We start from the raw sequence: 12579 nt of genomic DNA, 5'->3' as shown, positions 1-12579 counted from the left end.
TGGCGGTATGCTCGCGCTGCGGCACTTCTACGCCTCGACCCTGCTGTCCCGATCGGTCTCGATCAAGGAGCTGGCCGAGTACCTGGGGCACGCCGACGCGGTCTTCACCCTCCGGACGTACACCCACCTCGTCCCGTCGAGCCATGAGCGCGCTCGGCAGGCCGTTGACGCCGTTTTCGGGCGGCCTGGTGCTGATGAAGGCCTGGACGCGGCATCACCTTAGACCAAGGCGTTCCTGCGAAGAGACGGTTCGATCAACACTCTTTCACCCGAAACACCACGCGTCGACGAAGCGACTACCTGACATGCGTAAACGGGAGCGAGCAGCCGTCGGGTTGGTGATCGCCTTCCCCGCTGCTGTGGCGGCTTGGGGAGTGATCGCCAGGTTGGGAGAGAACTGGTGGGCTGCGGCCGGCCAGTGGGTTGGCGGCGTAGGTTCCATCGTCGCTGCCGCAGCAGCCTTCTGGATCGCTACTCACGGCTGGTCGTTGTCCGAGCGAGAACGACAGGAAAGCCTCCGAGACCAGGCGAGGTTGGTCAAGGTGACGTACTTACCGATAGCTGGTTTGCACGGCCAAGTACAAATCGAGAACAGAAACTCGACACACATCAACGACGTACACCTGGAGAGCTTGACGGTTGGCGCACACTATTCGCCCGGCAAGTGGCTTGCGGGCAGCCCTCACAACCCTGCAGTGCGCGAGGAACTACCACTTCAGGCCGCTCGGGACCTCGGAGGACGGGCAGTACGCAGCATTGAGGTCTACTACCTCGACGTTGACGGATCGGTGTCCGTCGCGGAGGAACCACCGGCCCCCACGATCTCGTACACAGATGGCGCGGGACGGCCGTGGTTGCGCACCGGTTCCGAAGAACCGGTGCCCTACGTGGGCACTACCTAGATCAACCGGAGTCCGGACGGCCTGGTGCCAGTGACGGCCTGGAAGCGGCCTGATCATGGACCACCAGGCTCGCCCGAACTACCGAATCAAGATCAACTTAGCCCTTGAGCAGGGCACGCGCCATCACGATCCGCTGAATCTGGTTCGTCCCTTCATAAATCTGGGTGATCTTCGCGTCCCGCATCATGCGTTCCAGAGGGAAGTCGCGGGTGTAGCCGTAGCCGCCGAGGAGCTGGACCGCGTCGGTGGTCACGCTCATCGCCACGTCCGAGGCGTGGCACTTCGCGGCGGCGCCGAAGAAGGACAGGTCCGCGTCGCCCCGTTCGGACTTCGCGGCGGCGGTGTAGACCATCTGGCGGGCGGTCTCCACGGCCATCGCCATGTCCGCGAGCATGAACTGGATGCCTTGGAAATCGGCGATGTGCTTGCCGAACTGCTTGCGCTCCTTGACATACGCCAGCGCGTGATCCAGCGCGCCCTGCGCGATGCCCACCGCTTGGGCGCCGATCGTCACCCGGGTGTGGTCGAGGGTGCGCAGGGCGATCTTCAGGCCCTGGCCGAGTTCGCCGACCAGGCGGTCGCCGGGGATGCGCACGTTCTCGAACAGCAGCTCACGCGTCGGCGAGCCCTTGATGCCCAGCTTCCTTTCCTTGGCGCCGAACGAGAAGCCCTCGTCGGACTTCTCCACCACGAACGCGCTCACGTTCCCGCCGCGGGGGCCGTCCGGGTCGGTCACCGCGAGCACCGTGTAGTACTCCGACACCCCGGCGTTGGTGATCCACGACTTCTGTCCATTGAGGACCCAGTCGTCACCGGACCGCTTGGCCCGGCAGCGCATCGACGCGGTGTCCGAGCCGGCGTCGCGTTCGGACAGTCCATACGAGAATCCGGCGGCCCCCGAGGCCAGTGGCGGCAGGTACTTCGCCTTCACCTCCTCGTTCGCGGCCAGGATCAGCGGCAGGCTGCCCAGTTTGTTCACCGCCGGGATGAGCGAGGACGCCGCGCACACCCGCGCGACCTCCTCGATCACGATGCAGGTGGCCAGCGCGTCCGCACCGGCGCCGCCGTACTGCTCCGGCACGTGCGGGGCGTGGAAATCGGCGGCGACCAGTGCGTCGTAGGACGCCTTCGGGAACTCCGAGCGCTCGTCGGCCTCGGCGGCGTGCGGCGCGATCTGCTCCTCGGCGAGGGCGCGGACCGCCTCACGGATCGCCTCGTGGTCCTCGTTGATCTTGAACAGGTCGAAAGTCATCAGGTACTCCTCGAAGGATCAGGCGTAGGTGTAGAAGCCGCGACCGGTCTTGCGGCCCAGCAGGCCGGCGTCGACCATCCGCGCCAGCAGCGGCGGCGGGGCGTACAGCGGCTCCTTGAACTCCTCGTACAGCGATTCCGCGACCGCCTTGGTGGTGTCCAGCCCGATCAGGTCGGCCAGCGCCAGCGGGCCCTGCGGATGCGCGGCACCCCGCACCAGGCCCTCGTCGATGGCCTCCTTGGTGGCGAATCCGGACTCCAGCATGCGCACCGCGGACAGGATGAACGGGATCAGCAGCGCGTTGACCACGAACCCGGAGCGGTCCTGGCACAGGATCGCGTGCTTGCCCAGCTGGTCCTCGGCGAACGCGCGCGCCCGCGCGGTGGTCTCCTCCGAGGTCAGCAGCGAGGGCACCAGCTCGACCAGCGGCAGCACCGGCACCGGATTGAAGAAGTGCACGCCGAGCACCTGCGCCGGACGTTTCGTCGCGGTGCCCAGCTTCATGATCGGGATCGACGAGGTGTTGGAGGCCAGCACGGCGTCCGGCGCGGTGACGATCTCGTCCAGCTTGGCGAACAGCTCCCGCTTGACCGCCTCGTTCTCCACGATGGCCTCGACCACCAGCGTGCGGTCGGCCAGCTCGCCGAGGTCCTCGGCGACCCGGATCCGGCCCAGCACCTCGGCCGCCGAGTCGATCCGGCCCTTCTTCTCCGCCCGCGCCAGGGAGGTCTCCAGCCGGGCCCGGCCCGCGTCGGCCGCGGCGCGGCTCGACTCGACCGCGACCACGTCCAGCCCGGCCCGGGCGCACACCTCGGCGATCCCTGCCCCCATCTGCCCGCATCCGACCACGCCGACGAGCTCCACGCGCCGTCTCCTCTCCGCTGTACCGGTACTTGGTTCCACTGTTACGGTACTCAGTATCAGCCGGGAACGGAAGGCGGTCGCTCCCGGTGCCGGGGCACGGGTGCGGGAGGAGGGATCGGGATGCCGGCGAAACCGGCCCGCCGGCGGCTCACCGAAGCCGCCTTCGAGCTGTTCGAGGAGCGCGGCTACGACCAGACCACGGTGGACGACATCACCGAGCGGGCAGGCGTCGGGCGGACCACCTTCTTCCGCGCCTTCCGGTTCAAGGACGAGGTGATCTTCCCCGACCACGAGGTGCTGCTGAGCGCGATCGGGAACCGGCTGGAGGGCGCGGACCCGCCGACCGCGCTGGTCGCGGTGATCGAGGCCGCCCGGCTGGTGCTGCGGCACTACGTCGCGGAGGGCGATCTCGCGCTCGCGCGTTACCGGCTGACCCGCCGCGTGCCCGCGTTGCGCGCGCGGGAGATCGCCGGCACCCAGCAGTATCAGCAGCTGTTCCGCGACTTCATGCACTGCAGCCTGGGCGGCGGCGAGGACACCGCGCTCCGCGCCGAACTGCTGGCCGCGGCCGTGGTCACCGCGCACAACCACGTTCTGCGCCGCTGGCTGCGCGGGCAGGTGGAGAACCCGGAGGCGGAGTTCGACGCCGCGATGGCCGACACCGTCGCCTTGTTCGGCGCGCGTGCGGACGAGCCGGAGACCACGGTGATCGCGTTCCGCACCGGCAAGGACCTCTCCGCCGTGCTCCCCGGCCTGCGCCGCCTGCTCGGCAACGACGGGACGCCCGGCTGATCAGTCCACAGTGGAGGGAACCCGGCGCGGGAACCACGGCACCACCGGCGAAGTACGGCGCTGGTACCGCGCGTACTCCGGATATCGTCCGCGGGTGATGCTCTCGGTGAAGATCGTGGACCCGACGAACAGCGCGGTCAGCAGGAGCGCCCCGGCCACGGTCCAGGTGAGCGCGCCGGCCGCGGCGACGCCGAACCCGGCGACCAGCCACCACTGTGCCTGTTCGAAGAAGAAGTTCGGGTGCCGGGAGAACCGGAACAGCCCGGTCTGCCGGAACCGCGGATCGGGAACGCGCCCGGCCGCCTGTTCGGCGGCCTTCCAGCGGTGGAAATCCCACTGCTGCTGATCGGCGACGGTCTCCCCCGCCAGGCAGGCGAGGAAGGCGAGCGCGAGCAGCACGTCGGCCACCCCGAACGGCGTCCGGTGCTCCAGTGCGGTCCACGCGGGCACCGCGATCAGCAGCAGAATCCCGTTCTGGAACAGGGTGATGAAGAACAGGTTGAACACCTGGAACCACCACGGCGCCATCCGCCCGCGCAGGATCGCCCAGCGGTAGTCCTCGCCGCCCCGCGCGTATCCGCCTTTACGGCCGAAGTTGAACGTCAGCCGCGCGCCCCACAACGCCACGAGCACGAACAGGACGTTCAGCCGTGGGTCCGCGAAACCCGCGTGGCCGGCGAAGATCCCGGCGTAGGCCACCGGCACGAGCGACCAGATCCGGTCCACCCAGGAGTACTCGCGGGTGAGCACCGAAAGCAGCCAGCAGCCGGCGCAGACCGCCCCGAAGACCCACAGGCAGACCTGGAACGCGTTCATGAGCGGGACTTTACGCGCCGCGCGGCACCTGTTCGGAGGCTCGCCGAGTCAGCACCAGCGCGTCGCCGTCGGTGATCGCGACGGTGTGTTCGGAGTGCGCCGTGCGCGAACCGTCGGCCGAGCGGATGGTCCAGCCGTCCGGGTCGTAGACGATCTTGTCGGTCGTGCGCGCGAGCCAGGGTTCGAGCGCGAGGGTCAGCCCGGGCCGGAGCTTCATACCGCGCCCGGCCTGACCTTTGTTGGACACATGCGGGTCGCCGTGCATGGTGCGGCCGATCCCGTGCCCGCCGAACTCGGTGTTGACCGGGTAGCCGTACGCGCGGGCGACACCCCAGATCGCGGCCGAGATGTCGCCGAGCCGGTTGCCCGGGCGCGCCACCTCGATCGCCGCTTCCAGCGCCTCCTCGGTGGCGCGGATGATCCGCTGGTCCTCCTGCGCCGGGGTGCCGACGATCACCGTGCGCGCCGAATCGGCCGCCCACCCGTCGATGGTGACCGCGAAGTCCGCGGTCAGCACGTCGCCGTCGCGCAGGATGTAGTCGTGCGGGAGGCCGTGCAGCACGGCGTCGTTGACGGCCAGGCAGAGGACGTTGCGGAACGGCCCCCGGCCGAAGGAGGGCGAGTAGTCCCAGTAACACGACACGGCCCCGCGCTGCTTGATCATGTCCCGCACGTGGTGTTCCAGATCCAGCAGGTTGACGCCCACGTCCGCGAGCCGGCCGACCTCCGAGAGCACCTCGGCGACGAACCGCCCGGTCACGTGCATGCGGTCGATCTCCGCAGGCGTCTTCAGCTCGATCACGGCTGCCTCACGTTCGATATCGGTATAGTTATACCGCTGACAGTAGCACGGTGCCGGGATAGAAATACCAGTCCGGTCACCGAGCCCGGCCTAGGCTGTCCGGTATGAATCTCCCGCTGCGGCAGCGTGGTATCGACGTCTTCTTCGCGATCGCGTTCAGCGTCTTCACGGTCACCTCGCTGATCAGCGACCTGCTGCCCACCCTGGGCGTCGGCTTCTCCCGAAGTTCCTCGCCTTCAACCTGCCCTATGTGCTGATTCCGCTGCTGCTGCTGATCCGGATGCGCCGGCGGCTGCCGTTCGCCCGCCGGTTCTGACCACTGTGGACAGAAGGGTTCAGCCGATCCGCTGCCGGGAGCGGACCGGGGTCCGCCCGGGATGCGGCAGCCGCAGCGGCTCGGTGTCCGGGTGGTACTCGAAATGCCACCATTCGTTGTCATAGCGGCGGAACAGCCGATGGGCCGCGCCGTGCCGTTCCAGCCAGGCCGCGCCCCCGGTCGGGCGCACGTCCATGGCGATCCCGCCGACGTGCGCGGACTCCTCCGGCGGCAGCACCAGCCGCCGAGCCCCGGAGACCGAACCGGTGCGGCGGACCTCTTCGGTGAACAGCCGGTACTGCTCGGCCGCGTCGCGGTGGCCCGAGGTCAGGCCGATCAGCTGGCCGTCCCGCCAGAACGCCTCGGTGCGGGCGTGGGTGAACGCCGCGCGGGCCGCCGGGTTCAGCCCGGCCAGATCCTCGGCCGGATACCGCAGGCCCAGCGCCCACTGGCAGGCCAGGTACCGGGCACGTCCGGGCGCCCGGACGAACGCGACGGGCAGCAGCAGTACGCCCATCAGCCGGGTGATCGCCGTCAGCAGCCGGGGACGGAGCAGGAAACGGAGCATGCGGCCAGCTTCGGAGGCCGGTGTGCCCGGCCGGTGCGGACGATGTCCGGGCAGCCCGACGGCTCTGTAACAGCTCTGTGACAGCCGGCGTCCGTTACCGGTTCATGACCTGCCGCGCACCCCGCGGTGAAGCGCCGCCACGACGCTGTCGGGTGGTGTCCGCTGTGGACTGTCCGAGAGCCGGACGGGCGTGCACCGATCACCGCTGCGATAGTGAGAACCATGCCCCGGGTGCTGCTCATCGAAGACGACCAGGCCGTGCGGGAGGGCCTGCAGATCGCCCTCACCTACCAAGGCCACACGGTCGAAGCCGTGGAGACCGGAGAGGAAGGACTCGCCCGGCTCACCGGCGGCACCGCCGACGTGGTGGTGCTCGATCTGATGCTGCCCGGCATGGACGGATTCGAGGTGTGCCGCCGTATCCGCGCCTCCGGCGATCTGCCGATCATCATGCTGACCGCGCGCAACGACGACATCGACGTGGTCGCCGGACTGGAGGCCGGTGCCGACGACTACGTGGTCAAGCCCGCACAGGCCCGGGTGCTGGAGGCACGCATCCGGGCGGTGCTGCGCCGCACCGGAGGCGAACCGCGCCAGGCCGAAGCCGCGAAGGCGGGGCCGGAACGGCACAGGGACCTGGCCATCGACCGTGCCGGCCTGGTGGTGGCCAAGCACGGCCGGGCGGTCGCGCTCGCACCCACCGAACTGCGCCTGCTGCTCGAACTGTCCGCCTCGCCCGGCCGGGTGCTCAGCCGCCAGCAGCTGCTCGAATCGGTGTGGGACCAGGGATATCTCGGTGACTCCCGACTGGTGGACGCCTGCGTGCAGCGGCTGCGCTCGAAGATCGAGGACGATCCGGGCGCCCCGGCGTACGTGCAGACCGTCCGTGGCTTCGGCTACCGCTTCGGACCGCTGTGAAGCTCTGGCGGAACTGGGGGCTGCAGGCGCGCCTGCTGCTCGCGTTCGCCCTGCTGAGCGTGGTGACCGCGAGTGCGGTGGCCGGGATCGGCTACGTACGCGCGCGGGACGCGATCGTGCAGCAGGCGCAGGACAGCGCCGTGGTCGACATGACCAACAAGCTCCAGCAGATGTATCCGCTGCAGGCAGGTGCTCCGGATCCGGCCCAGCTGAACGGCATCGTCGAGAAGTTGCGCGGCCGCACGATCACCGTGGCCGCGATCGACGGCTCGCTGCACGAGGGCGACCTGCCGGTCTCGGACATCACCCCGGAGCTGCGCGCGAAGGTGGGATCCGGGCAGGTGGCCTGGCAGCGGATCGCCCGCGACGGCGTCACCGCGCTGGTGATCGGATCGCAGCTGCGGATCACCGGCGGATCGAAGCGCTCGCAGACCTTCCCGTCCGGCATCGAGGTGTACGAGCTGCGGACCTTCGACAACGAGAGCGAGACGATCGCCGGACTGGCCCGCGACGCCTGGCTCACCGGCGGCGGGGGCCTGCTGCTGGCCATGCTGCTCGCGCTGCTGGCCGCCCGCAGCGTGCTCCGGCCGGTGCACGAGTTGCAGCGCGCGGCGCACCGGCTCGGCGAGGGCGATCTCGACACCCGGCTGACCGTGCGCGGCGGCGACGAACTGGCCGCGGTCGCCGGGACGTTCAACTCGACCGCGGAATCCCTGCAGAAGCACGTCGGCGAGCTGCGCCGGATGGAAGCGGACGCGCGCCGGTTCGTCGCCGACGTCTCGCACGAACTCCGTACCCCGCTCGCCGCGATGACCGCCGTCACCGACATGCTCGACGCCGAGTCGGAACGGCTGCCCGGCGTGTCCGGCCAGGCCGTGCGACTGGTCAGCCGGGAGACGCACAACCTGACACGGCTGGTGAACGACCTGATCGAGGTGACCCGCTTCGACTCCGGCACGGCTTCGCTCGCCCTCGACGACATCGACCTGGCCGACGCGATCCGGGCGACGCTGCGCACCCGCGGGTTCACCGACGAGGTGGAGACGGACCTGCCGGACGGCATCCGGGCCAGGGTGGACCCGCGCCGGCTGGACGTGATCGTGGCGAACCTGGTCGGCAACGCGCTGCGGCACGGCGAGGCCCCGGTCACCGTGCGGCTGACCGGCGACGCAGCCGGGGTGCGTGTGGAGGTCGCCGATTCCGGCCCCGGGCTCGACGAGGAGGTGCTTCCGCACGTGTTCCAGCGGTTCTACAAGGCAGACAGCGCGCGCGGCCGTTCCGAGGGCAGCGGGCTCGGGCTCGCCATCTCCTGGGAGAACACCCGCCTGCACGGCGGACAGCTGACCGCGGCCAACGCGCCCGGCGGCGGCGCGGTGTTCACGGTGTGGCTGCCCCGCACGACGGAGGCGGAGCAGTGATCCGCCGGGCGGTGTGCGTGCTGGCCGCGGTCGCGCTGCTGGCCACCGGATGCGGAGTGCGGCCCAGCGGGGTGATCCCGGGTAACGGAGCACCGAGCGGACCGGCCTACCCGCCCGGCCAGTCCGGCACCCCGGCCCCCGGGGCGAGACAGGACGTGGTGCTGTACTTCGTCCGGGGCGGCTCGGTGATCCCGGTGTCGCGATCAGGCCCGCCCCCGGAGCCGGCCGGGCTGATCGGCATGCTGGCCGCCGGGCCGGACCGTCGGTCCGGCGCGGGAGGCTTCACCACGGAGGTGCCGCAGTCCGCCCTGCCCGCCACGGTGACGACCGCCGACACGAGCGTGCAGGCGAACCTGAACTCGGACGTCACCACGCTGTCCGCGACCGCGGCCGACCAGATCGTCTGCACCCTGCTGTCGGACGACAGCCTGGCCGAGCTGACCACGGTGGTCCTCAGCGGCGGCGGCCGGACCCTCCCCGCGGCACGATGCCACCCCTGAGCGTCCGGGTCACCGGGGCTTGAGCGCCGGGGCGAAGATCACCCCGAGCAGGCACAACACGATCGGCAGCGCGAACGTGACGTTGAGCGGCATGAAGTGCGCCAGCCCGCCGATGATCGCCGGGCCCGAGAGCAGGCCGAAGTAGCCGACGCCGACCACACGGGCCATCAACGCGCCGGACGCGCGGGTGTCCAGGTTTCCCGCCGCGGTGAACAACTGCGGAACGCCGCCGGAAAGGCCCAGCCCGAACACCGCCCAGCCGATCAGGGACAGCGGCACCCACGGCGACACCGACGCGACCGTCAGCCCCAGCGCGGCGAGCGCCGACCCGTACCGCATCACCGCCACCGGCCCGGCGACCGCGGCCACCCGGTCGGTGGCGAACCGGCCCACCGTCATCGCGACCGCGAACGAACCGTAGGCCAGGGCCGCGGTGCTCTCCGAGGTGCCCAGACCGTCGCGCAGATACAGCGCCGACCAGTCGTTCGCCACGCCCTCGGACAGCATCATGGCGAGCGCGAGAAAGCCGAGCAGCCAGACGAGCCGGGCCGGCGGACGCCGCTTTTCGTCCACAGTGGACTCTTGCGCCGGGGCCGCGGGTGCGGCCAGCAGAAACCGGCCGGCCACCGCCACCACCAGCGCGCACAGCAGCCCGGTGCCGCCGAGCGAGACGACGGCCGGCAGCCCCGCGTCGAGCACCGCCGCACCGGCCACCGCGGCCAGCGCCCCGCCGATCGACCACATCGCGTGGAACGCCGCCATGATCGGCCGCGGATAGGCCCGTTCCACGACCACCGCCTGCGCGTTCATCGCGACGTCGAGCGAGCCGTTGAAGAAGCCGAACCCGAGCAGCGCCAGCGCCAGCGTCCACCAGTTCCCCGCCAGCCCCGGCAACGCCATCGCCACCCCGAGCAGGATTCCCGCGACGGGCACGATCCGGTGATTGCCGAACCGGTCGGCCAGGCGGCCGGTGACCTGCATGCCGACGAGCGCGGCGCCGCCGAGCACCAGCAGCAGCGCGCCCAGCGCGGGGTGCGAGATCCCCGCGGCGCGCTCGACCACCGGGATGTGCACCACCCACATGCCGACCGCGAAACCGTTGAGCGCGAACACGATCCAGGTCGCCGCGCGGGCCTGGCGCGGGACGGTCCGTGCCGGGGGTGGGGACAGCTCGGTCATCGGCCTCGTCTCCTGGTCGGCGGCGGGTCTGTCCCGATGGTCGCACGGCGGGGTGCGGTCCGTCTCGCGCGCAAGACCTCAGGCCGGGGCGAGATCCTTGTGGTACACCAGGAATTCGCACGGCACCGCGAGCAGCGGCGCGAGGTGCGGGAAATCCACGTCGAGGGTCGTGGTCCGGACCACCTCGTAGCCGAGCCTGCGGTACCAACGGGCGAGGAAGTCCTTCGCCGGATGGGTCCCGTCGCGCGGCACCAGCAGTTCCAGCTGAATCCGGCGATGCCCGGCCGCACGGCTGTGCCGTTCGGCGAAGGCGACCAGCTCCCGGCCCAGCCCCGTGCCGCGCACCTCGGGCGCCGCGGCCAGCATGCCGAACTCCCCCGTGTCGTCGGCGAGGCGGCACACCCGGACACAGCCGGCCAGCCGGCCGTCGAGCCACGCCACCGCGATCTCCCCCGCGGCGACGAACCCGGCCACCTCGGCGGGCGTGGTGCGGTCGACCTCGCCGGACCAGAGGCCCGTCTCGGACTCCGCGTAGACCAGATTGACCAGGTCACTCACCGCGGCCACGAGCGCGATGTCCCCGGCCGCGGACGGCGGCAGCAGCTTGATTTCCGGAGCAGTCACACGACGCAGCGTAGCCGGGGCGGGAACCGGGGTGCTGCGGTCCGTGGATGTCCGCGTGAGCCGCCCAGCGCCGACGCCCTCGTTCAACGATCACCCCCGGGCATGCAACGACCCCCAAGGCCCGGTCGAATCAAGGCAGCAACCCCGTTTCCTGCCGAGCATTACCCGTGTGCTCAGCCGCCCTTTGGTCACGCGACCCGGTTCACCCCTGAACGACGGGCGTCGTGATCCACTGAGCATCCGGCTCGCGGTTCTCCGAGCGCGATGAATCCGCCGAGTCCGAAGCCACCTCGCCAAAGCGGTTTCCCTCATAGCGCACCCCGGTCAACTCGCCACCGGCCCCGATACCGAAACCCGCATCACCGGACATCACCCAACGCACCGGCGGAACCGCAAACAGCGCGAGATACGCGCCGTGCTCGTTCTCACCGATCGCGAGATCGCTCACCCAGTCGACCCGGCTCAACGCCTCAGCAGCACCACTCCGTCCCGGATCTCCCGGCCACGACGCGAGATCAAGCCGAACCATCCCCGACTCCGTCACCATCGACGACCACGACGGCACCTCGATCACCACGACCGGCCTGATCACCATCACCACCGAATACACCTCACCAGCCAGCGGTTCAACCCTCACCTGCACATAACCACCCTCAGAACCAGAGCGATCACGCACGAAACAACTCGCCGGCGTGGTAGCCAGATTGTCCGGCCGCCACTCGAGTGAAAGCTCCACATACTCATCACTCTCATCCCGAAGCACCTTCACCGACTCGATTCCAATCACCCGCAACATCCGCCTCAACACGGCGGCTGCCAGTTTCGGTTGCCGCCCGACCATTTCCTCGAGTTCATCGCCAACCCTGCGCAGCTGCATGGTGTCGAACATCGTGTCGGCATGGAACTCCACAGTGTAGAGCACACTATCCGGGCGCGCGTAGTCGAGTACGTCGACCAGATCCTCTCAGTCAAAGATTCTTTCTTCACTGTCACACCACCCGTCAGCAGGTACGATCCTTTCTGGCCTGTCACAGAAAATTCATTCCTCGGCGACTTCTTTGCGGTATGCCGCGACCTGAGCCGCAAAGACGGCCACAGCCGACGCTTCGCATTCCACCAGATCTACATTGTAGGAAGGATCGTCGACAAGCTCGGGATAACCCCAAATCGCCTGCGTCCACCGCTCACCCTCGTCCCGCGTCCCAAACCGCCAGTTGACAGGCAGCCGCCCAGCCACCACCTCAAACAACTCAATGGGATACCAGGCCGAACTACCGGAATCAGATTCAATCAATACCGAGCGTTATTCAAAACCATTGTGAGTAATTACGTGAATTACTGATCCACTCCGGCGTGTCACCGAGAAAGGCAACGGTCCTCGCGAGAAAATTTGAGAGTTCCGACCAAAGAATTCTCAATACCCGGGAGAACCGTTGCGCTACCATCGTACTACAGGCCTCATGTTGTCGCAGATGCAGGAGCTTGTGTGGCGAGTCCGTGAATCGTTGACCGAGCCGTGGAATAAGAAGATCGGGCGGCCGAAGTCGTGTGGATTGCACCGGGCGGTGGAGATCGCGTGCATGTATCTGCGTCATAACGGGACGCAGGAGTTTCTTGGCGATATGTGG

At 69.1% G+C, this 12579-nt stretch carries 15 protein-coding genes; 6 read left to right on the top strand and 9 right to left on the bottom strand.

Going from position 1 to position 12579, the window contains the following annotated elements; translation table 11 throughout:
* Nucleotides 1–7 precede the first annotated feature (7 nt).
* Nucleotides 8–223: a site-specific integrase gene (locus tag D5S19_RS11915; protein WP_199730453.1), complete on the top strand. Its 216-nt coding sequence runs from the start codon at nucleotides 8–10 to the stop codon at nucleotides 221–223.
* Between the two features lie 776 nt (nucleotides 224–999).
* Here D5S19_RS11915 and D5S19_RS11910 read toward each other — a convergent pair.
* Together D5S19_RS11910 and D5S19_RS11905 are read right to left on the bottom strand one after the other, a co-directional pair.
* Nucleotides 1000–2154 (bottom strand): acyl-CoA dehydrogenase family protein, encoded by a 1155-nt coding sequence (locus tag D5S19_RS11910; RefSeq protein ID WP_199730452.1) that lies wholly within the window; start codon nucleotides 2152–2154, stop codon nucleotides 1000–1002.
* Nucleotides 2155–2172: 18 nt separating this feature from the next.
* Nucleotides 2173–2985, bottom strand: coding sequence for a 3-hydroxybutyryl-CoA dehydrogenase (locus D5S19_RS11905; protein ID WP_233573854.1), 813 nt, complete (start codon nucleotides 2983–2985; stop codon nucleotides 2173–2175).
* A 153-nt stretch (nucleotides 2986–3138) separates the two neighbouring features.
* On the opposite strand from D5S19_RS11905, the gene D5S19_RS11900 reads away from it, so the two are divergent.
* The gene (locus D5S19_RS11900) at nucleotides 3139–3810 is read left to right on the top strand and encodes a TetR/AcrR family transcriptional regulator (protein ID WP_120023414.1); all 672 of its coding nucleotides are present in this window, start codon (nucleotides 3139–3141) and stop codon (nucleotides 3808–3810) included.
* On the opposite strand, the gene D5S19_RS11895 is transcribed toward D5S19_RS11900, so the two are convergent.
* Both D5S19_RS11895 and map read right to left on the bottom strand, forming a co-directional pair.
* Complete coding sequence (locus tag D5S19_RS11895) at nucleotides 3811–4626, bottom strand: DUF1295 domain-containing protein (RefSeq protein WP_120023413.1); 816 nt, start codon at nucleotides 4624–4626, stop codon at nucleotides 3811–3813.
* Nucleotides 4627–4636: 10 nt separating this feature from the next.
* On the bottom strand, nucleotides 4637–5428 hold the full coding sequence (gene map, locus D5S19_RS11890) for a type I methionyl aminopeptidase (RefSeq protein ID WP_120023412.1): 792 nt from the start codon (nucleotides 5426–5428) through the stop codon (nucleotides 4637–4639).
* A gap of 104 nt (nucleotides 5429–5532) precedes the next feature.
* Here map and D5S19_RS11885 point away from each other — a divergent pair, with 104 nt between their 5' ends.
* Complete coding sequence (locus D5S19_RS11885) at nucleotides 5533–5685, top strand: hypothetical protein (protein WP_233573843.1); 153 nt, start codon at nucleotides 5533–5535, stop codon at nucleotides 5683–5685.
* 78 nt (nucleotides 5686–5763) lie between these two features.
* Here D5S19_RS11885 and D5S19_RS11880 read toward each other — a convergent pair whose 3' ends face one another.
* A complete protein-coding gene (locus tag D5S19_RS11880) occupies nucleotides 5764–6312 on the bottom strand; it encodes a D-alanyl-D-alanine carboxypeptidase family protein (RefSeq protein WP_120023411.1) in 549 nt (182 codons plus the stop codon).
* A gap of 222 nt (nucleotides 6313–6534) precedes the next feature.
* On the opposite strand from D5S19_RS11880, the gene D5S19_RS11875 reads away from it, so the two are divergent.
* The 3 genes from D5S19_RS11875 to D5S19_RS11865 are packed head-to-tail and all read left to right on the top strand — an operon-like array spanning nucleotide 6535 to nucleotide 9148.
* A complete protein-coding gene (locus D5S19_RS11875; protein WP_120023410.1) occupies nucleotides 6535–7230 on the top strand; it encodes a response regulator transcription factor in 696 nt (231 codons plus the stop codon).
* Nucleotides 7227–8648 (top strand): sensor histidine kinase, encoded by a 1422-nt coding sequence (locus D5S19_RS11870; RefSeq protein WP_120023409.1) that lies wholly within the window; start codon nucleotides 7227–7229, stop codon nucleotides 8646–8648. Before D5S19_RS11875 ends, D5S19_RS11870 begins: the two co-directional genes overlap by 4 nt.
* Nucleotides 8645–9148, top strand: coding sequence for a hypothetical protein (locus tag D5S19_RS11865; protein WP_233573842.1), 504 nt, complete (start codon nucleotides 8645–8647; stop codon nucleotides 9146–9148). Before D5S19_RS11870 ends, D5S19_RS11865 begins: the two co-directional genes overlap by 4 nt.
* Nucleotides 9149–9157: 9 nt before the next feature.
* On the opposite strand, the gene D5S19_RS11860 is transcribed toward D5S19_RS11865, so the two are convergent.
* The 4 genes from D5S19_RS11860 to D5S19_RS31650 form a co-directional block, all read right to left on the bottom strand.
* The gene (locus tag D5S19_RS11860; protein WP_233573841.1) at nucleotides 9158–10327 is read right to left on the bottom strand and encodes an MFS transporter; all 1170 of its coding nucleotides are present in this window, start codon (nucleotides 10325–10327) and stop codon (nucleotides 9158–9160) included.
* 78 nt (nucleotides 10328–10405) lie between these two features.
* The gene (locus tag D5S19_RS11855; RefSeq protein ID WP_120023408.1) at nucleotides 10406–10951 is read right to left on the bottom strand and encodes a GNAT family N-acetyltransferase; all 546 of its coding nucleotides are present in this window, start codon (nucleotides 10949–10951) and stop codon (nucleotides 10406–10408) included.
* A gap of 202 nt (nucleotides 10952–11153) precedes the next feature.
* A complete protein-coding gene (locus D5S19_RS11850) occupies nucleotides 11154–11861 on the bottom strand; it encodes a hypothetical protein (RefSeq protein ID WP_147397376.1) in 708 nt (235 codons plus the stop codon).
* A gap of 129 nt (nucleotides 11862–11990) precedes the next feature.
* The gene (locus D5S19_RS31650) at nucleotides 11991–12245 is read right to left on the bottom strand and encodes a hypothetical protein (RefSeq protein ID WP_147397375.1); all 255 of its coding nucleotides are present in this window, start codon (nucleotides 12243–12245) and stop codon (nucleotides 11991–11993) included.
* Nucleotides 12246–12579 lie beyond the last annotated feature (334 nt).

It is taken from the genome of Amycolatopsis panacis (genome assembly GCF_003600245.1).
Taxonomy (GTDB): Bacteria; Actinomycetota; Actinomycetes; order Mycobacteriales; family Pseudonocardiaceae; genus Amycolatopsis; species Amycolatopsis sulphurea.
The sequence above is the reverse complement of the archived record's forward strand: the minus strand, read 5'-3'. Positions and strand labels throughout refer to the sequence as shown.